At 64.1% G+C, this 21,230-nt stretch carries 20 protein-coding genes and 1 pseudogene; 14 read left to right on the plus strand and 7 right to left on the minus strand.

What is annotated here, in order from left to right:
* Positions 1–237: 237 nt before the first annotated feature.
* The 4 genes from AC58EF_RS15370 to AC58EF_RS15385 all read right to left on the minus strand — a co-directional run bounded on the left by AC58EF_RS15370 (position 238) and on the right by AC58EF_RS15385 (position 5,295).
* The gene (locus AC58EF_RS15370) at positions 238–1,683 is read right to left on the minus strand and encodes an alginate export family protein (RefSeq protein WP_497277240.1); all 1,446 of its coding nucleotides are present in this window, start codon (positions 1,681–1,683) and stop codon (positions 238–240) included.
* A gap of 28 nt (positions 1,684–1,711) precedes the next feature.
* Positions 1,712–2,896, minus strand: a complete 1,185-nt coding sequence (locus AC58EF_RS15375) for a benzoate/H(+) symporter BenE family transporter (RefSeq protein WP_497277241.1) — start codon at positions 2,894–2,896, stop codon at positions 1,712–1,714.
* Between the two features lie 10 nt (positions 2,897–2,906).
* The gene (locus AC58EF_RS15380) at positions 2,907–4,235 is read right to left on the minus strand and encodes an MFS transporter (protein ID WP_497277242.1); all 1,329 of its coding nucleotides are present in this window, start codon (positions 4,233–4,235) and stop codon (positions 2,907–2,909) included.
* A gap of 136 nt (positions 4,236–4,371) precedes the next feature.
* Positions 4,372–5,295 (minus strand): LysR family transcriptional regulator, encoded by a 924-nt coding sequence (locus AC58EF_RS15385; RefSeq protein WP_497277243.1) that lies wholly within the window; start codon positions 5,293–5,295, stop codon positions 4,372–4,374.
* 110 nt (positions 5,296–5,405) lie between these two features.
* Between AC58EF_RS15385 and AC58EF_RS15390 the strand changes: the two genes are divergently transcribed.
* The 11 genes and pseudogenes from AC58EF_RS15390 to AC58EF_RS15440 all read left to right on the plus strand — a co-directional run.
* The gene (locus tag AC58EF_RS15390; RefSeq protein ID WP_497277244.1) at positions 5,406–6,563 is read left to right on the plus strand and encodes a muconate/chloromuconate family cycloisomerase; all 1,158 of its coding nucleotides are present in this window, start codon (positions 5,406–5,408) and stop codon (positions 6,561–6,563) included.
* Between the two features lie 5 nt (positions 6,564–6,568).
* Positions 6,569–6,859: a muconolactone Delta-isomerase gene (gene catC / locus AC58EF_RS15395; RefSeq protein WP_497277245.1), complete on the plus strand. Its 291-nt coding sequence runs from the start codon at positions 6,569–6,571 to the stop codon at positions 6,857–6,859.
* A 30-nt stretch (positions 6,860–6,889) separates the two neighbouring features.
* Positions 6,890–7,816, plus strand: a complete 927-nt coding sequence (locus AC58EF_RS15400) for a dioxygenase family protein (protein WP_497277246.1) — start codon at positions 6,890–6,892, stop codon at positions 7,814–7,816.
* A gap of 26 nt (positions 7,817–7,842) precedes the next feature.
* Positions 7,843–9,195, plus strand: a complete 1,353-nt coding sequence (locus tag AC58EF_RS15405) for an SRPBCC family protein (RefSeq protein ID WP_497277282.1) — start codon at positions 7,843–7,845, stop codon at positions 9,193–9,195.
* Positions 9,192–9,707 carry a benzoate 1,2-dioxygenase small subunit gene (gene benB / locus AC58EF_RS15410; protein ID WP_497277247.1) on the plus strand — a complete coding sequence of 172 codons (516 nt, stop codon included), beginning with the start codon at positions 9,192–9,194 and terminating at the stop codon, positions 9,705–9,707. The genes AC58EF_RS15405 and benB overlap by 4 nt, the downstream gene beginning before the upstream one ends.
* Positions 9,708–9,718: 11 nt before the next feature.
* Positions 9,719–10,504, plus strand: a complete 786-nt coding sequence (gene benD, locus AC58EF_RS15415) for a benzoate diol dehydrogenase BenD (protein WP_497277248.1) — start codon at positions 9,719–9,721, stop codon at positions 10,502–10,504.
* 40 nt (positions 10,505–10,544) lie between these two features.
* The gene (locus AC58EF_RS15420; RefSeq protein WP_497277249.1) at positions 10,545–11,255 is read left to right on the plus strand and encodes a CoA transferase subunit A; all 711 of its coding nucleotides are present in this window, start codon (positions 10,545–10,547) and stop codon (positions 11,253–11,255) included.
* Positions 11,252–11,899 (plus strand): 3-oxoacid CoA-transferase subunit B, encoded by a 648-nt coding sequence (locus tag AC58EF_RS15425; RefSeq protein WP_497277250.1) that lies wholly within the window; start codon positions 11,252–11,254, stop codon positions 11,897–11,899. The genes AC58EF_RS15420 and AC58EF_RS15425 overlap by 4 nt, the downstream gene beginning before the upstream one ends.
* Before the next feature lie 15 nt (positions 11,900–11,914).
* Entirely contained in the window at positions 11,915–12,232 is a 318-nt protein-coding gene (locus AC58EF_RS15430; RefSeq protein ID WP_497277251.1) for a 2Fe-2S iron-sulfur cluster-binding protein, read from the plus strand.
* Positions 12,233–12,234: 2 nt separating this feature from the next.
* Positions 12,235–13,005 carry a 3-oxoadipate enol-lactonase gene (gene pcaD / locus AC58EF_RS15435; protein ID WP_497277252.1) on the plus strand — a complete coding sequence of 257 codons (771 nt, stop codon included), beginning with the start codon at positions 12,235–12,237 and terminating at the stop codon, positions 13,003–13,005.
* A 6-nt stretch (positions 13,006–13,011) separates the two neighbouring features.
* Positions 13,012–13,257: pseudogene (locus tag AC58EF_RS15440) on the plus strand (thiolase family protein); the annotation flags it as partial.
* Positions 13,258–13,494: 237 nt separating this feature from the next.
* Here AC58EF_RS15440 and AC58EF_RS15445 read toward each other — a convergent pair.
* Positions 13,495–15,636, minus strand: coding sequence for an oxidoreductase (locus AC58EF_RS15445; RefSeq protein WP_497277253.1), 2,142 nt, complete (start codon positions 15,634–15,636; stop codon positions 13,495–13,497).
* A 117-nt stretch (positions 15,637–15,753) separates the two neighbouring features.
* On the opposite strand from AC58EF_RS15445, the gene AC58EF_RS15450 reads away from it, so the two are divergent.
* The 3 genes from AC58EF_RS15450 to AC58EF_RS15460 are packed head-to-tail and all read left to right on the plus strand — an operon-like array spanning position 15,754 to position 18,449.
* Positions 15,754–16,269, plus strand: coding sequence for a nuclear transport factor 2 family protein (locus tag AC58EF_RS15450; protein WP_497277254.1), 516 nt, complete (start codon positions 15,754–15,756; stop codon positions 16,267–16,269).
* Entirely contained in the window at positions 16,266–17,339 is a 1,074-nt protein-coding gene (locus AC58EF_RS15455; RefSeq protein WP_497277255.1) for an alcohol dehydrogenase catalytic domain-containing protein, read from the plus strand. The genes AC58EF_RS15450 and AC58EF_RS15455 overlap by 4 nt, the downstream gene beginning before the upstream one ends.
* Positions 17,340–17,366: 27 nt before the next feature.
* Positions 17,367–18,449: a DUF1214 domain-containing protein gene (locus AC58EF_RS15460; RefSeq protein ID WP_497277256.1), complete on the plus strand. Its 1,083-nt coding sequence runs from the start codon at positions 17,367–17,369 to the stop codon at positions 18,447–18,449.
* A gap of 40 nt (positions 18,450–18,489) precedes the next feature.
* Here AC58EF_RS15460 and AC58EF_RS15465 read toward each other — a convergent pair whose 3' ends face one another.
* Positions 18,490–20,055, minus strand: a complete 1,566-nt coding sequence (locus tag AC58EF_RS15465) for a FadD3 family acyl-CoA ligase (RefSeq protein WP_497277257.1) — start codon at positions 20,053–20,055, stop codon at positions 18,490–18,492.
* Complete coding sequence (locus AC58EF_RS15470; RefSeq protein WP_497277258.1) at positions 20,052–21,227, minus strand: acyl-CoA dehydrogenase family protein; 1,176 nt, start codon at positions 21,225–21,227, stop codon at positions 20,052–20,054. The genes AC58EF_RS15465 and AC58EF_RS15470 overlap by 4 nt, the downstream gene beginning before the upstream one ends.
* Positions 21,228–21,230 lie beyond the last annotated feature (3 nt).

Raw genomic sequence — 21,230 nt, forward strand, 5'->3', positions numbered from 1 at the left:
TCGCGTGTCTGCGGGGTATGTATCACAGCGCAGGGGTAAGGGGAAGAGGTGTTGCGTGGGAGGGTTGGCGTCCGCACGCCTCACGGCACATGGCTATATAAAGGATTTGTTAACTGCATACTCGCCGATGCGTTGCGTGATAAAGCAACCATTTCACCGCACATACGTCAAGGGGATAAACGGGACATTGAATTGAGAGGAAGCATGAAATCCGCTCTGTAATCGATCGCTCCGCTTTCAAAAGCGAAATGTCAGATAGCTGGCGGCATAGACGAGGTCGCGGCCCGGCTTGAATTTCTCCGATACGTCGCCGTAGATGGTGTAGAAACCCAACGTCATGAACGGGTTAAGCGCATATTGGCCGGCGGCGGTCACACGCTTGCCGAAGAAGCGGCTCTCGCTCTCGTCGCTGCGCCGGAGCACCTGACCGCCGAGCGAATAAACACCGTCATGAATGGAAGTCCGCCATAGCCCGGCGGCCGAGAAGTCGAGTTTCAGCCTTGCGGTTGGTTGGAGCGACAGCATCGGTTGAATGATGGTCAAATTGTGCGGACCCAGATCGCCATTATAGGTCAACGGCTTTGGGAAGAGCGGGCCATAGGTGCCGATCTTGCCATCATCGGGATTCTTGTCGCCCGACCCGACATCGACCCGCAGGGCGAGTCTGGGTTTCCATCCGCTCTGCCAGCTATAGGCAGCGGTGGCGGTGACATAATAGGCCTCGATGTCGAGAGCGCCGAACGAACCCCATTGCCTTATGCCTTCGACGTCGACGCTCCAGGCGTCTCGCTTGCCGGCGTAGCGGAGCGACAGGGTGCGGCGCCGGTCGTGCGCGGCCGGTTCGCTGTCGAAGGCGATGCTGGCGCGATCCGAGGAAACGAATAGCGCTTCGGCCCGGCCGGATCGGGCGCCGGTGCCGAAATTGCGGCCGGCATGGGCGCCGGTTACGTCATAGTCATGGTTGGTCTTATCGTCGAAACTGCCCAATTTCTCAGTTACGGCATGGCCGGTCAGAAAGCCACCATCCCATGGCCCCTGGCTTGCCATGACGCGCAGCAGGTCGAGCGAACGGCGGGTATTGGCGCCTTCGCGCATGTCGAACACGGTCTGGTTGCCGATGCCGATTTCCTGCCGGCCGAGGCGCGCGGTGACGCGGGCCTGGTCGATCGGCACATGCGCCTCGATAAAGGCCTGGTTGAAATCGAGCCGGCCTTCCTCGATCGGCGCGACGACGGAATCAAGGCCAGTGCTGGTCGCATGTTCGAGGTCGACAAAGGCGCGGAACAGGCCTTCGATCTGGAGATCTCCCCAGATGCGGCTGCGCTGCTGGAAATTGCCGTCATCATCCTGCGGGCCGCGACCCCAGCGCTCGCCCAGTCGCAGTTCGGGGCGCAGGCGCAGTTCACCGCCGAGCGTGGCATAGCTGTTGCCGACGATCGGCATATATTTGAAACGGGTCCACAAGTTCGCGTCGCGCACGTCGCGGAAGCTGGCATAATCCTCGTCATGGTTGATCGTGCGGAAGGCCGGCTTGGGCGCCTTGGGGCGTTCGCTGGTCTGCGATGCCGGCAGTTCTGCGGATGCCGGCATCTTCTGTGCGGTCCCGGCGGTGACGGGCGGTGGTGTGGCCGGGGCGGCCTGAACCATGGAGGCGGCCAAAGCGGGCGCCAGAAGATCGAACATGCATACTCTCCGAAATTGGGGTTTTTTGTTATGCGGTGGCCCGCTCGGGCCTTTTCGCTATGACGCTCTGAAGCAGGTGGACGGCGAGGCCGAAGATCAGGCCCCAGAAGGCGGAGCCAAGCCCGGCCAGCGTCATGCCCGATGCGCTGGCAGCGAAAGTGACGAGGGCAGCGTCGCGCCCCTGCTCTGCGCGGAGGGCCGCGCTGAGCGAATTGGCGACAACCGGAAACAAGGCGAGGCCCGCCAGCGCGGCGATCAGCGTCTTGGGCAGGGTGGCGAACAGGGCAAGCACGGTGCCGGCAAAGGCGCCGAAGACGAGATAGGTGACGCCGCCTGCTATGCCGGCAACGTAGCGGCGGGCCGGATCGGGATGGGCGTCGGGTCCAAGGCAGATGGCCGCGGTGAAGGCGGCAAGGTTCAGCCCATGGCAGCCGAACGGTGCCAGCGCGATTGAGGCGATGGCGCTGGTGGATACGATCGGCCGTGCAGCGGGCTGGTCGTAGCCGGCTGCGCGCAGCACAGCGATACCGGGCAGGAACTGGCCGGTCAGCGCGACGACGGCCAGCGGCACGGCAATGCTGGCGGTGGCCGCCCAGTCGAAATACGGTGTCGTCCAGACCGGAACGGTCAGGTGCGGCACGCCGATCGATCCGGACAGGCCGCCCCCGATCGCGGTGATGGTAACGCCCGTCACCAGCACCGCCACAACGGCATAGCGCGGCGCCAGCACGCGGCCGGCGAAGAAGGCGGCGATCATGGTGATCAGCATCACCGGAGCGGCCGGCACCGCGCCAATCATATCGATAACGAAACGGAATAGGATGCCGGCCAGCATTGCTGCGGTAATCGCGGCGGGCAGGCGCTGCATCAGCCGGTCGAAGGCGCCCGACAGGCCAACCAGCAGGACCGCAAGATTGGCGACGATATAGGCGCCGATGGCGGTCGCGAAATCGGTCTGCGGCAGCATCGTCACCAGCAGCGCCGAGCCCGGCGCCGACCAGGCGATCACGATCGGGACGCGCCAGCGCCAGCTGAGCATGATGCCCAATATGCCGCTGCCGATCGAAATGGCCCAGATCCAGGAGGCGACGAGGGCCGGTTCCAGTCTCTGCGCCGCCTGGAAGATGATCACCAGCGGCCCGGCATAGGATATGGTGGTGGCGATGATCCCGGCGATGATCGCCGGGATCCAGCCTGTCTGGCTTGCGGTCATGATGGTCCGATCACGCCGCCAGGGCGTAGTTTTCCCGGGACATCTGCTGGCGGCGGTTTAGCATGAAGACCGCCGTGGCCAGCACCGAGACAAGGCCCGGAATGGCGAAGGCAACGAAGTTGAGCGCCATGGGCAATTGTGCCGCGAGCAGCAGGCCGCCCAGCATCGGTCCGACGATCGCGCCGACCCGGCCCATGCCCGATGCCCAGCCCAGGCCTGTCGAGCGGACCGACAGATCGTAAAATTCGGCAACGCTGGCATATAGGAGGATTTGCGTGCCCGTCGTGCCCGCGCCAGCGACGAAGATCAGCAGATAGAGGATCGGCATCGGCTCGTTGAGGCCAAGCAGGCAGATGCAGATGGCGCCGAGCAGGAAATAGGCGATGACCACCTGCGGCAGGCCGAAGCGGTCGGCGAGGCGTCCGCCGGCGATTGCGCCGAACATACCGCCGAAATTGAGCGCCAGCAGGAAGGACAGGCTGGACCCCAGGCTGTAGCCGGCGCTGCGCATCAACTGCGGCAACCAGGAGCCGAGCGCATAGACCATCAGCAGGCAGCAGAAGAAACAGAGCCACATCGAGAGCGTGCCGAGCGTGCGATTGTGGCGGAAAAGCTCGGCGATGCTGGTCTTGGCGGCGACGCCCTGCGGTTGGAGCAGCGGGCCGTCGAGACGCTGGCCGGGCGACAGGCGCTGAAGGATGGCGCGCGCCTGTTCCTGCCGTCCCTGCCGGACGAGGAAGCCGGCCGATTCCGGCAGGCCGCGCAGGACCAGCGGCAACAGGATCAGGGGAACCGCGGCCGCGAAGAACATCGCCTGCCAGCCGAACAGCGGCAGCAGCCAGATGCCGAGACCCGCCGCAGCCATGCCGCCCACGGCATAGCCGCTGAACATCAGCGCGACGAGCGTGCTGCGCATCCGCTTGGGCGCATATTCATTGGTCAGCGCGACCGCATTGGGCATCAGCCCGCCGCAACCCAGGCCGGCGAGAAAGCGCAGGGCGCCGAACATGGTCGGCGTTGTCGCGAAGCCGTTGACGAAGGTGGCGGCGCTGAACAGCGCGAAACAGATGGTGATGCAGGTCTTGCGCCCGATCCGGTCGCCCAGAGGTCCGAAGAAGAGGGCGCCGGACATCATGCCGAACAAGGCCCAACTCGCGAGCGATCCGGCTTGTGGTGCGCTGAGTCCCCATAGGTCCATCAACTGCGGGAGGACTACACCATAGATGAATACGTCATATCCATCGACTATGAGAAGGATGGCGCAAGCAAAGATGATCTTAAGATGTAGATTTCCAAACCTGGATTCGTCGATATGACGATTTATATCAATACCCTGCATATCGAATCCTCTCCCTTATTGATGAGTATGATTTTCCGGGAAAGTGAATGACATGCAGGGCGCCGCCAAATACCAATTAAGTCCGATCGAAATACGCTGTGGGTATGGTAGGGGTATGGCGTGCGGCGCAATCGCCTTAGAGTTCTTCGGTTAGCGCGGCTGGGACCTCATAGCCCCATCGGGCATATTGGTGGGCGATGACGGACGCCATCAGCGCCAGTTCGGGAGAACGGTCGCCCGGGCGATGGCTCATGATGATCGGCGATGTCGCCGGTTCGGCCAGGTCACGAAAGGCGACGTCGTGGCTGCGGGCGCGATGGACCGATTCCGGCACGATCGCCATGCCTTCCTCTGCCGCGACCAATCCGATCGCAATCTGCAGTTCGCGCGCTTCATGGACGATGCGGGGCTCGATCGAATGGTCGCGGAACAGGGATATGACCTGGTCGGCATAGCTGGGGCGCGGCGCGCGGGGATAGATGATCTGCGGTTCTTCGGCCAGATCGCGGATCGATATGGGGCCGTCGCCATGCGCCAAAGGATGGTCGATGGGAAAGGCGGCGACCATCTTCTCGTTGCGCAGGATGATGCGGCGCACGGCCGGATCTTCGAACCGGATGCGGCCGAAGCCGACATCGATCCGCCCGTCTTTGAGCGCGGCGATCTGTTCCAGGGTCGTGCTTTCGACCATCACCAGTTCGACATTTTCGGCAGCCTTGCGGAATTCGCGGATCAGTTCGGGCAGGCGGGCATAGATGGTCGAGGCGACGAAGCCGATGACCAGCCGACGTCGCTGGCTGGTGGCGGCGGTCTTCACCATCGCTTCGACATCCTCCATCCGCGCCAGCAGTTGCAGCGCCTGGGCATGGAGGAGGCGGCCCACATCGGTCAGCCGCAACGGGCGGCTGGACCGGTCGAGCAAGGGCGCGCCGACATGGGCTTCCAGTTGCTGGATCGCGCGTGACAAAGGCGGCTGGGCGATGTGCAACCGGTCGGCGGCACGGTTGAAATTGCCTTCGTTCGCGACGGCTACGAAATAGCGCAAGAGGCGCAGATCCATCACCGATTATACCTCCAAAGTATGAACCCTTGACCGCATTGATCTTTGAACCGGCGGCGGCGGAGGGTTAACTATTCCATGAAACGTAAGCATTTGGGAGAGTCGCCGCAATGGCCGGATTGAGCCACGCCGATACCTTCATCGTCGATGTTCCGACGATCCGCCCGCATGTGCTGGCGATGGCGACCATGCACGCCCAGTCGATGGTGATCGTCCGCCTCACCGATGCCGACGGTATCGTTGGCATCGGCGAAGGCACGACGATCGGCGGCCTCAGCTATGGCGAGGAAAGCCCTGAAAGCATCAAGTTGGCGATCGACACCTACATAGTCCCGGTCCTGGAAAGCTGCGATCTGGCGCAGGTCGGTGCGACCATGGCGAAGGTCGCCCGCTGCGTGCGGGGCAATCATTTCGCCAAATGTGCGGTCGAAACCGCCCTGCTCGACCTAGCCGGCAAGCGGTTGGGCATCCCGGTGTCCGAATTGATCGGCGGCGGCCGCGTCCGCGACAGCCTGCCGGTGGCCTGGACGCTGGCCAGCGGCGACACCGCCCGTGACATTGCCGAGGGCGAAGAAATGCTCGATCGCCGCCGCCACCGCATCTTCAAGCTGAAGATCGGCAAGCGGGACGTGCGCGACGACGTCGCCCATGTCGGCGCTATCTGCAAGGCGCTGGGCGACCGCGCCAGCGTGCGGGTCGACGTCAACCAGAACTGGTCTGAGGCGCAGGCCAGGATCGGCATGGCCATGCTGCACGATGTCGGTTGCGACCTGGTCGAACAGCCGATCGCCGGCGACGCGATCGCCGCCATGGCCCGCCTGTCGAAGAACCTGCCGGTGCCGCTGATGGCGGACGAGGCACTCCATGGCCCGCGCAGCGCGCTGCGCATCGCCACTGCCCATGCCGCCAGCGTCTTCGCGCTCAAGATCGCCCAGTCGGGCGGCCTATTCGCCACCGCCGAAGTGGCGGCGATCGGCACGGCTGCGGGCATGGGCCTCTATGGTGGCACCATGCTGGAGGGCGGGGTTGGCACCGTCGCTTCCGCCCATGTCTTCGCGACGCTGCCGGACCTTGCCTGGGGCACCGAATTGTTCGGCCCGTTGCTCCAGACAGAAGATATTTTGAGCGAGCCGCTTGGCTATGGCGACTTCTCGCTCGCCGTGCCGACCGGTCCGGGGCTGGGCATCGCCTTCGACGAGGACAAGCTCGCCTTCTTCCGGCGTGATCGCACGTCGCCCATCCTTCACGCCGTTTCCGCAGGAGCCTGAATCCCATGCTGTTCATGGTCGAAATGGACGTCAATATTCCGCTGGATTTCGACGCGGCGGAAGCCGCCCGGATCAAGGCCGCGGAAAAGGCCTATTTCCAGACGCTGCAGGCGGCCGGCACCTGGCGCCATATCTGGCGCAAGGTTGGTCTCTATTCCAACGTGTCGATCTTCGACGTCGAGAGCAACGCCGCCCTGCACGACACGCTCATGGCGCTGCCGCTCTATCCCTTCATGACCATGAAGGTGACGCCGCTCTGCCGCCATCCATCGTCGATTCATGAGGATGATCGCTGATCCTCGGACCGCAAGCTTAGGAGAGAGAATATGGGAACCAGCTTCGTAGAAACACCGGAAATCCAGAACCTGCTCGATCGTGTCGCGGGGCTGGATTCGCAAGGTGGCGATAGCCGCATGAAGGCGATCATGCGCGATCTGATCGAATCCTGCATGACCATCATCGCCCGCTACGACATCAGCGAGGATGAGGTGTGGAATGCCGTCAACTTCCTGCAGGGCGCGGCCGGCGCCGGGGAATTGGGGCTGTTGATGCCGGGCGTCGGCCTGGAGCATTTCATCGATCTCTACATGGACGCCAAGGATGCGGAAGCCGGCAAGCTGGGCGGCACGCCGCGCACGATCGAAGGGCCACTTTATGTCGAAGGCGCACCGATCGTCGAAAGCGGCGCCTATCTGACCGATGATGGCGACGACACCGATACGCTCTACATGACCGGCCGCATCATCGGCCCTGATGGCGAGGCGGTGACGGAGGGCCTTGTCCATGTGTGGCATGCGGACTCGCACGGCTTCTATTCGCATTTTGACCCGACTCACGAACAGACACCGTTCAACAATCGCCGCCGGTTGAAGATCGCGGCGGACGGCACCTATGCCTTTTCGTCGAAGATGCCGAACGGCTATTCGGTTCCGCCGGGTGGGGCGTCCGATACGCTGATGAAGCTGCTCGGCCGTCACGGCAACCGCCCCGCCCATGTGCATTTCTTCATCGAGGCGCCGGGCTATCGCCGACTGACGACGCAGATCAACTTTGGCGACGATCCGTTCGCTGCCGACGATTTCGCTTTCGGCACCCGCGAAGGGTTGCTGCCGGTGCCCAACCGCCAGGGCGACAGCGCGCATATCGCCTTCGATTTCCACCTGCAACGTGCTGACGATGAAGGCGATGAAGCCTTCTCGACCCGCAAGCGCCTGGCGGTGGATGCCGTCGAACCGGTCAAAGAACCGGCCTGAAAGGAGAGAGGATCATGACCAGTCCCATGACTTTCCTGCGCGACCGCGTCGAAACCGCGGTCGTGGACGATCCGGAAACCGGCATCTTCCGCTGCCGCCGCGACGTCTTCACCGACCCCGCATTGTTCGATCTGGAGATGAAATATATCTTCGAGAGCAACTGGGTCTATCTGGCCCACGAAAGCCAGGTCGAGAAGAAGAACGACTATTTCACGACCTGGATCGGCCATACGCCGGTGATCCTGACCCGGGCCAAGGATGGCGGTCTCAATTGCGTGGTCAATGCCTGCGCCCATCGCGGCGCCAAGCTGTGCCGCCGCAAGCGGGGCAACCAGCCTCTGTTCGTCTGCCCCTTTCATGGCTGGAGCTTCAAGACCGACGGCAAGCTGCTGCGCGCGAAGGATGCCAGCACCGGCGCCTATCCCGACAGTTTCGACCATGAAGGGTCGCACGACCTGACCCGCGTCCGGGTGGAAAGCTATCGCGGCTTCATCTTCGGTTCGCTCAATCATGACGTGTTGCCGCTGGAGGATCATCTGGGCGAGGCGAAGGTCATCATCGACCAGATGGTGGATCAGGCGCCAGAGGGGCTGGAGGTGCTGACCGGCAATTCTACCTACACCTTCCATGGCAACTGGAAGATGCAGATGGAAAATGGCTGCGACGGCTATCATGTCAGCTCGGTCCACGAAAATTACCAGTCGACCATGGGCCGGCGCGCCGAAGGCGGCACCAAGGCGGTGGACGCCAATGGCTGGTCGAAGGCGCCGGCGAGCGGCGTCTATGGCTTCGAACATGGCCATATCCTGCTCTGGACCCAGGTGCTGAACCCCGAAGTCCGTCCTGTCTGGCACCTCAAGGATCAACTGGTCGAGCGGCTGGGCGAGGACAGGGCGAAGTTCATCCTCGAACAGACCCGCAATCTGGCGCTCTATCCCAACGTGTTCCTGATGGATCAGTTCTCGACCCAGATCCGCGTTGTGCGGCCAATCGACGTGCACACCACCGAAGTCACCATCTATTGCTATGCGCCCAAAGGCGAGAGCGCCGAGGACCGCGCGCATCGCATCCGACAGTATGAAGATTTTTTCAACGTCACCGGCATGGGCACGCCAGACGATCTGGAGGAATTCCGCAGCTGTCAGTCGGCCTATGAGGGCGCGGGCGAATTGTGGAACGACCTCAGCCGCGGCGCGACCCGCTGGATCGCCGGGCCGGACAGCAATGCGACCGCGATGGGCATGAACCCGCTGCTGTCGAGCGAGCGCAGCGAGGATGAAGGGCTGTTCGTGCGGCAGCATGAATATTGGGCGCAGATCATGCTGGACGGCATGGCCAGGGAATCCGGCGTTGCGCCGATGATGGAGGCCGCAGAATGACACTGGTTCTCGACACGGAGCGCGCGGCGCTGTCCTATCAGGATATCTGCGCTTTTCTCTATCGCGAGGCACGGCTGCTCGACGATCGCGAACTGGACGAATGGCTCGAATGCTATTCGGAACAGTGCGAATATTGGATGCCGGCCTGGACCGACGATGACGCACTGACCACCGATCCGCACAGCGAAATCTCGCTGATCTACTATGGCAACCGCAAGGGGCTGGAGGATCGCGTCTATCGGCTGAAGACCGAGCGCTCGTCGGCCAGCACGCCCGAGGCGCGCACCTCGCACTTCCTGGCGAATATCGAGATACTGGAAACCCGCGCCGACGCGGTCGAGCTGCGCTACAATTGGCACACGATGAGCCATCGTTACCAGAAGACGCAGCAGTTTTTCGGTACGACCTTCGTCACGCTGGACATCAGCGGCGAAGCCCCGAAGATCCTGAAGAAGAAGATCGTTCTCAAGGACGACTATATTCATCAGGTCATCGACGTCTATCATATCTGAAGGACCGGATGATGATCTTCCAGGGACGTTTCGCCGGCAAGGTGATGGTCGTGACCGGCGCGGCGCAGGGCATTGGCGCCGGTGTCGCAACCCGCGCCGCAGCCGAGGGCGCCAGCCTTGTCCTCGTCGACCGGGCCGATTTCGTGACCGATGTCGAACAGGCGATCGTGGCGGCGGGTGGCAGGGCCATTTCCGTCAACTGCGACCTCGAAACCTATGAAGGCGCAAGCCAGGCGATGGCAGCGGTGGTCGCGGCCTTCGGGCGCATCGACATCCTCGTCAACAATGTCGGCGGCGCGATCCGCATGCGGCCCTTTGCGCAGTTCGAACCGATGCAGATCGACGCGGAAATCCGCCGTTCGCTGATGCCGACCCTCTATTGCTGCCATGCCGCCCTGCCGGCGATGCTGGATCAGGGAGCGGGGACGATCGTCAATGTCTCGTCCAACGCCACGCGCGGCATCCGCCGCGTGCCCTATTCGGCGGCGAAGGGCGGGATCAACGGCCTGACGCAGGCGCTGGCGATGGAATATGCGGAAAGCGGCATCCGCGTCGTCGCGACCGCCCCCGGCGGCACGAGCGCGCCGCCGCGCCGCGTGCCCCGTAACGCGGAAGGCAACAACCATCAGGAGCAGGTGTGGATGGCCGAGGCGGTGGCGCAAGTGACATCGTCGGCTTTCATGAAGCGCTACGGCACGCTGGACGAGCAGATCGCGCCGATCCTTTTCCTCGCTTCCGACGAGGCCAGCTATGTGACCGGATCGGTCCTGCCCGTCGCCGGAGGCGACATTGGATAATAACTTTGCGGGCGGCGATATCGGCTGAAGGGACAAAGACATGCAGAAAATCTACGACAGCCCGGCGCAGGCACTTGAAGGACTGTTGTTCGACGGCATGACGATCATGTCGGGCGGTTTCGGGCTCTCGGGTAATCCTGAAAGCCTGATTCCCGAGATCCGGGCGTCGGGTGTGAAGGACCTGACCGTCATCTCCAATAATGCCGGCGCGGACGGTTTTGGCCTGTGGATGCTGCTGGAAAGCCGGCAGGTGAGGAAGATGATCTCCTCCTATGTGGGGGAGAACAAGCTGTTCGAGAGTCAGTATCTGTCGGGCGAACTGGAACTGGAACTGAATCCGCAGGGCACGCTCGCCGAGCGTATCCGGGCTGGCGGCGCGGGCATCCCGGCCTTCTATACCAAGACCGGCGTGGGCACGGTGGTGGCCGAGGGCAAGCCGGTCGAGAGTTTCGAGGGCGAGGACTATGTGCGCGAGACATGGCTGCGCGCCGACCTGTCGATCATCAAGGCGTGGCGGGCGGACCCGGCCGGCAACCTCATGTTCCGCAAGACCGCGCGCAACTTCAACCCGAACATGGCGACGGCTGGCAAGATGACGGTGGTGGAGGTCGAGGAAATCGTGCCTGAAGGCAGCTTCGATCCCGACTGCATCCATACGCCCGGTATCTATGTCGACCGCATCGTCCTTTCCACCATTAACGAGAAGCGGATCGAGAAGCTGACGGTGCGCGAAAGGGAGACTGCACGATGAGCTGGACCCGCGACGAGATGGCGGCGCGCGCCGCAAAGGAATTGCGCGACGGCTATTATGTGAACCTTGGCATCGGCATTCCGACGCTGGTGGCAAACCATGTGCCGGACGGCGTCAATGTCACGCTCCAGAGCGAGAATGGGATGCTCGGCATCGGTCCCTTCCCTTATGAGGGCGAGGCGGACCCGGACCTGATCAATGCCGGCAAGCAGACGATCACCGAGCTGCCGACGAGCAGCTTCTTCTCTTCGGCCGACAGTTTCGCGATGATCCGGGGTGGCCATATCGACATGGCGGTGCTGGGCGCGATGGAGGTGGCGGCCAACGGCGACCTCGCCAACTGGACCATCCCCGGCAAGATGGTGAAGGGCATGGGCGGCGCCATGGATCTGGTCGCGGGCGTCAAGCGCGTCGTGGTCGTCATGGACCATGTGTCCAAGAATGGCAGTCCCAAGATCCTCGACGCCTGCACCCTGCCGCTGACCGGCAAGGCGGTCGTCGACCTCATCATCACCGACCTCGCGGTGATCGCGGTGGACCGCGTCAGGGGCGGCCTGACCCTCATGGAACTGGCCCCCGGCGTGACTGAAGCCGAAGTCATCGAGAAGACCAGCGCGCCGCTGGCGATCCTCGAAGCTGCGTGAAATAGGAAAACTACCGTGCCCAAGCTGATCGTCGTCAACCGTGCGGGGGACGAAACGAGCATCGATGCCCGCGAGGGCATCTCCGTGATGGAAGCCATTCGCGACAATGGCTTTGACGAACTGCTCGCCCTGTGCGGCGGCTGCTGTTCCTGCGCGACCTGCCATGTCTTCGTGGATGCGGAATGGAGCGGGACGGTCGGCGGGGCCAGCAGTGACGAGGACGACCTTCTCGATTCCTCCGATCATCGCGGCGAGCGCTCGCGCCTGTCCTGCCAGATCATGATGACCGCCGCGCTCGACGGCCTGCGCGTCGCCATCGCACCGGAGGATTGAGCATGGCCTTCACCCAGCGCCCCGGCGCCACTCTCTACTGGAAGCGCGACGGCCGGGATGAAGCGCCTGCGCTAATACTGCTGAACAGTATCGGCACCGACATGGATCTGTGGGATGGCGTGCTGCCGCATCTGCGCGATCATTTCGCCCTGCTGCGGATCGACACGCGCGGCCATGGCGCGTCGGTCGCCGAGCCGGGCGACTACAGGCTGGCGATGTTGGCGGACGATGTGCTGGCGGTCGCCGATGCGGCCGGGTTCGATCGCTTCGCGCTGGCGGGCGTGTCACTGGGCGGCATGATCGGCATGGAGTTGGCGCTGCGCGCGCCCGACCGGATCGACAAACTGCTGCCCATCTGCACCTCGGCGACGATGGACAGCGCGTCCTGGAACGAGCGCATCGCCAAGGTGCGGGGCGAGGGGATGGCCGCCATCGCCGAACTTGCCATGGAGCGCTTCCTCTCCGACGCTGCCGAGCCTGCCCTCTATGAAGCGGTTCGGTGCCAATTGCTGGCGATGGATGCGGAAGGCTATGCCGGCTGCGGCGCAGCGATCCGCGACATGGACCTCGCCGATCGGATCGGCGGTATCGTCTGTCCGACATTGATCGTCACCGGCACACGCGACACATCGACCCCTTTCGAGGGGCATGGCGAACATCTCCTTGCCCGCATCCCCGGCGCAGCGCATGTGGCGCTCGCCGCCGCGCATCTCGCCCCGCTCGAAGCGCCCGAGGCCCTGGCGGGCACCATCTCCTCTTTTCTTGAAAGCTGAAAAGTCATGGTCGAAGCCTTCATCTGCGACGCTGTCCGCACCCCCATCGGCAAGCTCAACGGCTCTCTGGCGACCGTCCGTGCCGACGATCTGGCAGCGCTGCCGCTCCGGGCGCTGATGGCGCGCAACGGCAAGGCGGACTGGTCGGCGCTGGACGATGTCATCCTGGGCTGCGCCAATCAGGCGGGCGAGGATAATCGCAACGTCGCGCGCATGGCGGTGCTGCTCGCCGGGATGCCGGAAGCCGTGCCGCACGACCACGACTTCGATGGGCCGATAGGCGACCATGCCCGTGCCGGTGATCGCGGAGTTGAAACGAAGCGGTCGCGTAAAATCCCTCCTATCATTGTTCAGCGAAGCTGATCATCTGCCGGCTTGGGAATCACGGAAACGAGCAGGTCCAGGGACATTCCGGTTCGAATTGAACCGGAATGTCCCTGGGTTTCATTTGCTTTGCTCACCCGTCCGGAGCGCTTGACCTTGTCGGCGTCAGCGCCCCATGGCGGCGACCGCTTCGGCCGCGCCGCGGATCGCGCCCTCGATATAGGTGACGCCCGTGCCGTCGCCGATCTCCACAACATCATGGCCCCGATCGCGCAGCGTGTCGGCGAGCGTCGAATCCCCATGCGCGCCCATGGCGACGACGACATGATCGGCGGCAACGCTTTGCGTCTCTCCGGTCGTGCCGGTGAAGCGGACCGCACCCTTGTCGATGCGAATGTCGCTTGCCCCGGCGAACATCGCCACGCCATGCTCGCGCAATTCCGCCAGCAGCCGCATCCGCCGCACCAGCAGCAGTCCGCCGCCGAATTTCGGCGCTTCCCCGATGATCGTCACCTCGCGGCCCCGCTCCATCAGGAATTCGGCCAGTTCGCATCCGACCAGTTCGCCGCCGATGATGACGACCCGCTTGCCCAGGGGCATCCAGCTATGCGTCGCCTTGCGCACCAGTTCCAGATTGGCCGTCGCGCCCGTCGCTGCACCGACCTTGGTCGCGATGCGCGTTGCCCAGCTCGTCTTGCGGCGGATCGACGCACTGTCCTCCCCCAGCATCATGCCGCGCAGATCGTCGCCCGACAGGACGAAATCCTGATCATTGCCGGGGATGGGCGGCATGTCGCGCACCGCGCCGGTGGCGACAATGATCTTGTCGGGCTTCAGGCTGGCAATGAGTTCCGGCGTCGCCTCGGTCTTGAGGCGGACATCGACCGAGGATTTGCCGACCTCCCGCCGAAGCCAGTCGAGCAGCCGCTCATTGGGTTCATAGGCCAGTGCCGCGAACCGCAGCGTCCCGCCCAGCCGGTCCGACTTCTCGATCAGCGTCACCTTCGCCCCGGCCTGGCTCAAGCGCCGCGCCGCCTCCATGCCGCCGGGGCCGCCGCCCACGATGACGACATGGCCGGGCACGATCGCGGGCGACCAGTCGAGATCCTCAAATCCCGTTTCCGACCGCACGGCGCACCGCACCTGTTCGCGCAGATAGGCGGTCGATACGCAGGTATAGCAATAGATGCAGGGGCGGATATCGTCGGTCCGCCCTTCTGCCAGTTTCACCGGCAGGTCCGGGTCGGCAAGCAGCTTGCGTCCCATGGCCAGGAAATCGAATTCGCCGCCGGTCAGCCCCCTCTGCCCCCGGTCCAGTTCCACCCGGCCCGATGCGATCACCGGAATGGTCACGACCTTGCGGATGGCGGCCGCAAATTCCAGATGGATGCCCGGCTCGTGCGGGATGTTGGAGGCCGAGTGCAGCTTGCCCTGGCCGACGTCATGATAGGCGGTGACGGTGATCCCGTCGGCGCCCGCGGCTTCCACCATCGGCGCCAGTTCCAGCGCATGGTCGATGGTGATGCCGTTCTTCTTGCCCATCTCGCGCGAGTCCATCTTGACCCACATCGGGAAGTCCGGGCCGACCGCCTCCCGCACCGCGCGCACCACTTCCAGCAACAGGCGGGCGCGGCCCTTCAGGTCGCCGCCATAGTCGTCGGTGCGGGTGTTGGTCGCGGGCGACATGAAGGAGGAGAGGAGATAGCCATGCCCGCCATGGATTTCGATCCCGTCGAAGCCCGCCGTTTTCGCACGCATCGCGGCGGCGGCGAATTGCGCCACGGCAACGGCGATATCCTCCTGCGTCAGCACCTTGATCTGCGGCATGGTGCTGCCGGCAAAGGCGGCCATTTCCTCGGGCAGGAAATAGTCTGGAAAGTCGCCGGCAAAGGGTGGCGGATAGGCTGGCGCCCAGAGCGGATGCCCTTGACCCGCCGAATGGGTGGCGACCAGCCCGCCATGATGAAGCTGTGTCGCGATGCGTCCTCCCGCGGCATGGACGGCATCGACCAGCCGCTTGAGGCCGGGCAGGAAGCGGTCGTCGGAAATGGCGGTCTGCTTGGGCTGCACCGCGCCCACCGGCCAGGCGACGCCCATCACGCCGGTCACGATCATGCCCGCGCCGCCCCTCGCCTGTGCGACATGATATTCGATCAGGCGCTGGCCTACCGTGCCGTCCTCCTCGGCCAGGCTGACGCCCATGGCCGTCACGAAGATGCGATTGGCGACGGTCAGCGCACCGATCCGACCGGGACTGGATAGTGTCAGATGCCCCGAGGCGGTGCGGGGGACGGGGGCAGCGCGCATTCTTCTCTCCTGAATCGATATATGCGTAGATTTTTTCATTTCATATCACGCTATGAGTTGTTAGTTGTATATAATAATAGATTATCGCGTAAATATTTTCGTGTTTATGGAGGAGGTATGTCGCAGCCATGGCTTGACCGGATCGCGCTGCACGATCTGGTGATGCGCTATTGCCGGGGATGCGACCGGCGCGATTTCGCGCTCGTCCGCTCGCTCTATCATGACGATGCGATCGATGACCATGGCACGATGTTCACGGGCGGACCGGACGCATTCGTCGCATGGCTGGCGCAGGTCACGACTCGATGGGATCTGACGCGGCACAGCATCAGCAACAGCCTGTTCGTGATCGACGGCGACCGCGCCGAAGGCGAACATTATGCGGAGGCCTGGCATCGCACACCAGGGCCGGATGCAAAGCAATATATCGTGTTGGGCCGCTATCTCGATCGCTATGAGCGGCGCGATGGCGTCTGGAAATTCAGCCATCGCAGCCTGGTTTTCGATCATGGATCGATTGTCCAGGTCGATGTCGACTTATTCGCGCAGATGCGCCGGGATGCCCCCAATGGCCGTGCGGATCGCGACGATCCGTCCTTTGCCTATCCCTTGCTGGCGGGATTGTCGGCATGAGGGCCGCGCTCTGGGACGGCGCGTCGCTGGTCGTCAGCGACCGGCTGACGCTGCGGCCGGTGGAGGCGGGCGAGGTGCGTGTCCGGGTGCTGCGGTCGGGCATCTGCCATAGCGACATCGCGATGATGACGCCGCATCTTCCCATGCCGCCGATCGTGCTGGGGCATGAGGCCGCGGGTGAGATCGCCGAACTGGGGCCGGACGTCGAAGGCTGGGCCGTGGGCGACCGCGTCACAGTCGGAACCCAGACGCCCTGCGGGCAATGCCGCGAATGTCACCGGGGCGAGCCGCATAATTGCGACATCAACTGGGGCTTCGTTCCGAGCTTTCCCTTCGCGTTGGAGGGAAGGCCTGTCGCCTCCTTCGCCAATGTCTCCTCCTTCGCGGAGGAGATCGTGGTGAAGGCGTCGCAGCTTTTCGCCATAGACGATCTGCCGCCCGAACAGGCGGCGCTGATCGGCTGCGCGGTGTCCACCGGAGTCTGCGCATCGCGGGTGCTCGGGCGGGTGCGCGCCGGTGACACGGTGGCGGTGTTCGGCGTCGGTGGGATCGGCGTCAACGCCATCCAGGGCGCCGTCCAGAGCGGCGCCACGGTCGTTGCGGTCGACGCCAATCCCGCAAAGGAGGCAGTGGCGCGGCGGTTCGGCGCAACCGGCTTCATGCTGGCCGACCGCACGCAGGACAGTGACGGAGCGGCGGCGAAGCTGGCGGCAGCGCATGGCCCGATCGACGTCGTGGTCGAATGCAGCGGCGCGGTCGGCGCGATCGAAACCGCGCTCCGTTGCACCAAGCGCGGCGGCCGCGTGGTGCTGATCGGCATGTCGAAGCCGGGATCGCAGGCGGCGCTGCCGCTCGACCGTTTCGTCATGGGCGGGGAGGTGATCGCGACCATGAACGGCGGTGCGGTGCCCGATCGCGATTATCCCGACCTGATCGCGCAGGCGCGGGACGGGCGGCTCAACCTCGCCGATCAGATCAGCGGCGTCTGGCCGCTGGACCGGATCGGCGAGGCGATCGCCGCGCTCAAGGTCGGCGAAGTGACCCGCGCCCTGGTCGATCACGAAATTTAAGATGTCTAAATATTTCAGGAGTTAGCCATGAACGAAGCAAAGGATCTGCGGCTGTCGGCGCGCTGGCGCAATTTCTGCGATCAACTGGCGCAGGCGGGGGATGTTCTTGACCGGCCGGCCGCGCCGGGCACGCCGATCGATCAGGCCGAAGGGCTGCGCTATCTTTCGCGCCTCACCCGCACCGCGCTCAACATGCTGGTCGATTCCAGCGATCCCGATTTCCCGCGCCTCTTCCTGCTATGCGATGACGCCATCAAGATTGGCGCGGACAATCCCGACAATCTCTACCAGCAGATCGTCGTGCGCGGCGATCGCGACTATCGCATCACTGGTCGGCGCAACAGCGTTCCCTATTTCTCGATCGGGTCGAAGGCGAACCGCTATGCGATCGACGGGACCATGGCTTCGACCGGCGAGATCGAACTGGCCGACATGGAAATCGGCCCGGATGGGGGTTTCGAAATCATCGCCAGCAAGACGGAAAAGCCGGGCAACTGGCTGCCCATGGCCGACGACACGACGCTGCTCATCATCCGCCAGACCTTCAACGACAAGCGGACCGAAAAAGCGGCCGACGTCCGGGTCGAACGGATCAGCGACGGCCCTGCGGTTCCCGCCATCCTTCAGCCCGATATCATCAATGCGCAACTCGCGGGCGCGGCGGCATGGGTGCGCGGCACCGCCAATAGCTTCGCCGACTGGTCGCAATACTTCATGGAACAGCCCAACCGCATCTATGACGGCAAACCGCAGGCCTTTTATCAACAGGCGGGGGGCGACCCGAAAATCTGGTACGGTCATATCTATTATGACCTCGCCCCCGACGAGGCGCTGGTCATCACCGCCACGCCGCCCGAATGCCGCTTCTGGAATTTCCAGATCGACAATTGGTGGATGGAATCGATGGACCATGTGAACCGCAAGGTCTGGGTCAACGGCGCGCAGGCGACCTACGAGGCGGACGGCAGCGTCATCCTCGTCTGTGCCGATCGCGATCCGGGCTATGGCAACTGGATCGACCTGTCGGGCCACCGCAGCGGCACTGGCCTCTGGCGCTGGATCGAGGCGAGCGACCATCCGGTCCCGCAATGCAAGGTGGTGAAGCTCTGACAAGGAGAAGGCGGCACTGCGCCGCCTTCCTGAACCCGTCCTATTTCTCTTGCTGTTCGAGGTCACGAAGCGCCGTGCGCAACACCTTGCCGCCGGCGTTGCGGGGCAGGGCATCGACGAAGGCGACCCGGCGGGGGGCCTTGTAATTGGCCATATGCGCTCGCGCCCAGTCGATGATCGCGCGCTCGTCCGTTTGCTGGCCGGGGCGCAGCACGACGAACGCCTTGCCGACCTCGCCCAGCCGTTCGTCGGCGATGCCAATCACCGCCGCCGTTTCGATGGCGGGGTGAGCGGCGAGCAGGCTCTCGATCTCGGCCGGATAGCAGTTGAAGCCGCCGGAAATATACATGTCCTTCTTGCGGTCGGTAATCGCCAGATAGCCGCGCCCATCGATCCTGCCGATGTCGCCCGTGTGCAGCCAGCCGTCGGCATCGATCGCTTCGGCCGTGGCCTTCGAATCGTCCAGATAGCCCTGCATGACCGAAGGTCCGCGAATCCACAATTCGCCCGCCTCGCCCGGCGGCAGGTCGCGTCCCGTGTCATCGACGCAGCGTATCTCGATGCCCGGCAGCGGATAGCCGCAGGTGTGCGCCACCGTTTCGGCATCGTCGCCCTGCCGGGTCATGGCAATGGCGCCGCACTCGGTCATGCCATAGCCATTGACGATATTGGACATGCCCAGCTCATGCCGCATCCGCTCGACCAGCGCGGGCGCGACGGGCGCCGCCCCCGTCACGGCCACGCGCAGCGAAGAAAAGTCGCGCGGCTTTTCCCCCGCCAGTTCCTGCAACAGGGTCAGATAGATGGTGGGTGGTCCGGGCAGGAAACTGATCCGGTTTCGTTCGATCTGGCGGACCATTTCCGCACCGTCGAACATCGCCATCGGCACGATCGTCGCGCCGCGGGTGAAACAGACGACCCAGCCCGCCTTGTAGCCGAACGTATGGAAAAAGGGATTGACGATCAGGTAGCGGTCCCCTGCGCGCAGGTCGACGCGCACTGCCCAGTCACCGAAGATCTGCACCGCTTGGGCGTGCGCGGTCAGCACGCCCTTGGGCCGCCCCGTCGTGCCGGAGGTGAAGATGATGTCGCAAATATCATCTCCGCCCACCTGCGCCAGCGCCGCGTCGACCGCTGGATCGTCCACACCCTTGCCGCGCGCGACAAAACCGTCCCAGTCCGTATCGATCAGCACGGTTTCGGCAAGGTCCGGCAAATCCTCGCTGGCCACCAGGGCACGATAATCCGTGTCGAGAAAGCGTTCGGGCACGAACAGCAGCTTGGCGCGCGACCGGCGCAATATGTCAGCGGCTTCCTGCCCCTTGAACCGGGTGTTGAGCGGCACGATCGCCGCGCCGACGCTCTGCGCGCCCAGCGCTGCCAATATCCATGTCCGGCCATTGGGCGCCCAGATCGCCACGCGATCGCCATGGCCGACGCCACTGGCGATAAAGGCGGAGGCCGCCGCCCGCACATCGGCCCAGACTTCGGCAAAATTCCACTGCCGGTCGCCCTCGATGATCCCCGGCTGGTCGGGCCAGCGTTCCGCCGCGGTCCTCGCCGCCGCCGGGATCGTTTCCGGCCATGTTCCCATCGCTTCGGTCATACGCCACGCGGCTCCCTCGGCATCCCAAGCCCCCGTTCGGAAATGATGTTGCGCTGGATCTGGTCGGTCCCGGCATAGATGGTGTCGGACCGGCTCATCAGATACATGTTGGGCAGCCCGTCGAACCGCTCCTCGCTGATGCCGATCTCACCGTCCTGGCCCAGCACGTCCATGGCCAGTTCGCCCAGCGCCTTGTGCCACTGCGACCAGTAGAGTTTGTAGCTATAGGCCGGGCCGGACAGCTCCGCGCCGCCCTCGCCATCGGACAGCATCCGCAGGCCATTATAACGCATGATCTTCAGGCCCGCATGGGCATGGGCGATCCGCTGCCGGATCAGCGGATCTCCCGCCTTGCCATTGCGCTTGGCGACGGCAATGATCTCGTCCAGCTCGTTCCTGAAATGCATCTGCTGGGCGAGGGTGGACACACCCCGCTCGAACCCCAGCAGCGCCATCGCCACCTTCCAGCCGTCGCCCTCCGCCCCGATCCGGTCGATCGCCAGCGCTTCCGCGCCGTCGAAGAAGACCTCGGCAAATTCCGCCTCGCCCGTCATCTGACGGATGGGGCGTGGATTAATGCCGGGCTGGTCCATCGGCACCATCAGGAAGGACAGGCCCTTGTTGCCTACGCTGCCGGGTTCCGTCCGCGCCACGACGAAGCACCAGTCGGCGATCATGCCCATCGACGTCCAGATCTTCTGCCCGTCGATGATATAGCGGTCGCCGTCCAGTCGCGCCTTGGTCTTGACGTTGGCAAGGTCGGACCCGGCGCCCGGCTCAGAATAGCCTTGGCACCAGATCGCCCGGCCATGGGCGATGTCCGGCAGGAAGCGGGTTTTCTGATCCTCGCTGCCCATCGCGATCAGCGTCGGCCCCAGCAGCTCCACGCCCAGATGGCCGACCCGCGGCGGCGCCTTGGCGCGGGCATATTCCTCCGCGAAGATGACCTGCTCGGCGATGGAGGCGTCGCGTCCGCCCCATATCTCCGGCCAGCCGACCACGCTCCAGCGTGCCTCGCCAAGCGCGGCTTCCCAGGCGCGGCGTAACTCGACATTGTCGGTCTGGTTGGTCTGGCCGCGCAAAGCCTTGAACGGGCCGGCGAGCTGGCCGTTCAGCCAGTCCGCCGCCTCTTCGCGAAAGGCCTTGAGTTCAGGGGCGAAGGCGAGTTGCATGGA

It is taken from the genome of Sphingobium sp. WR1, assembly GCF_059693745.1.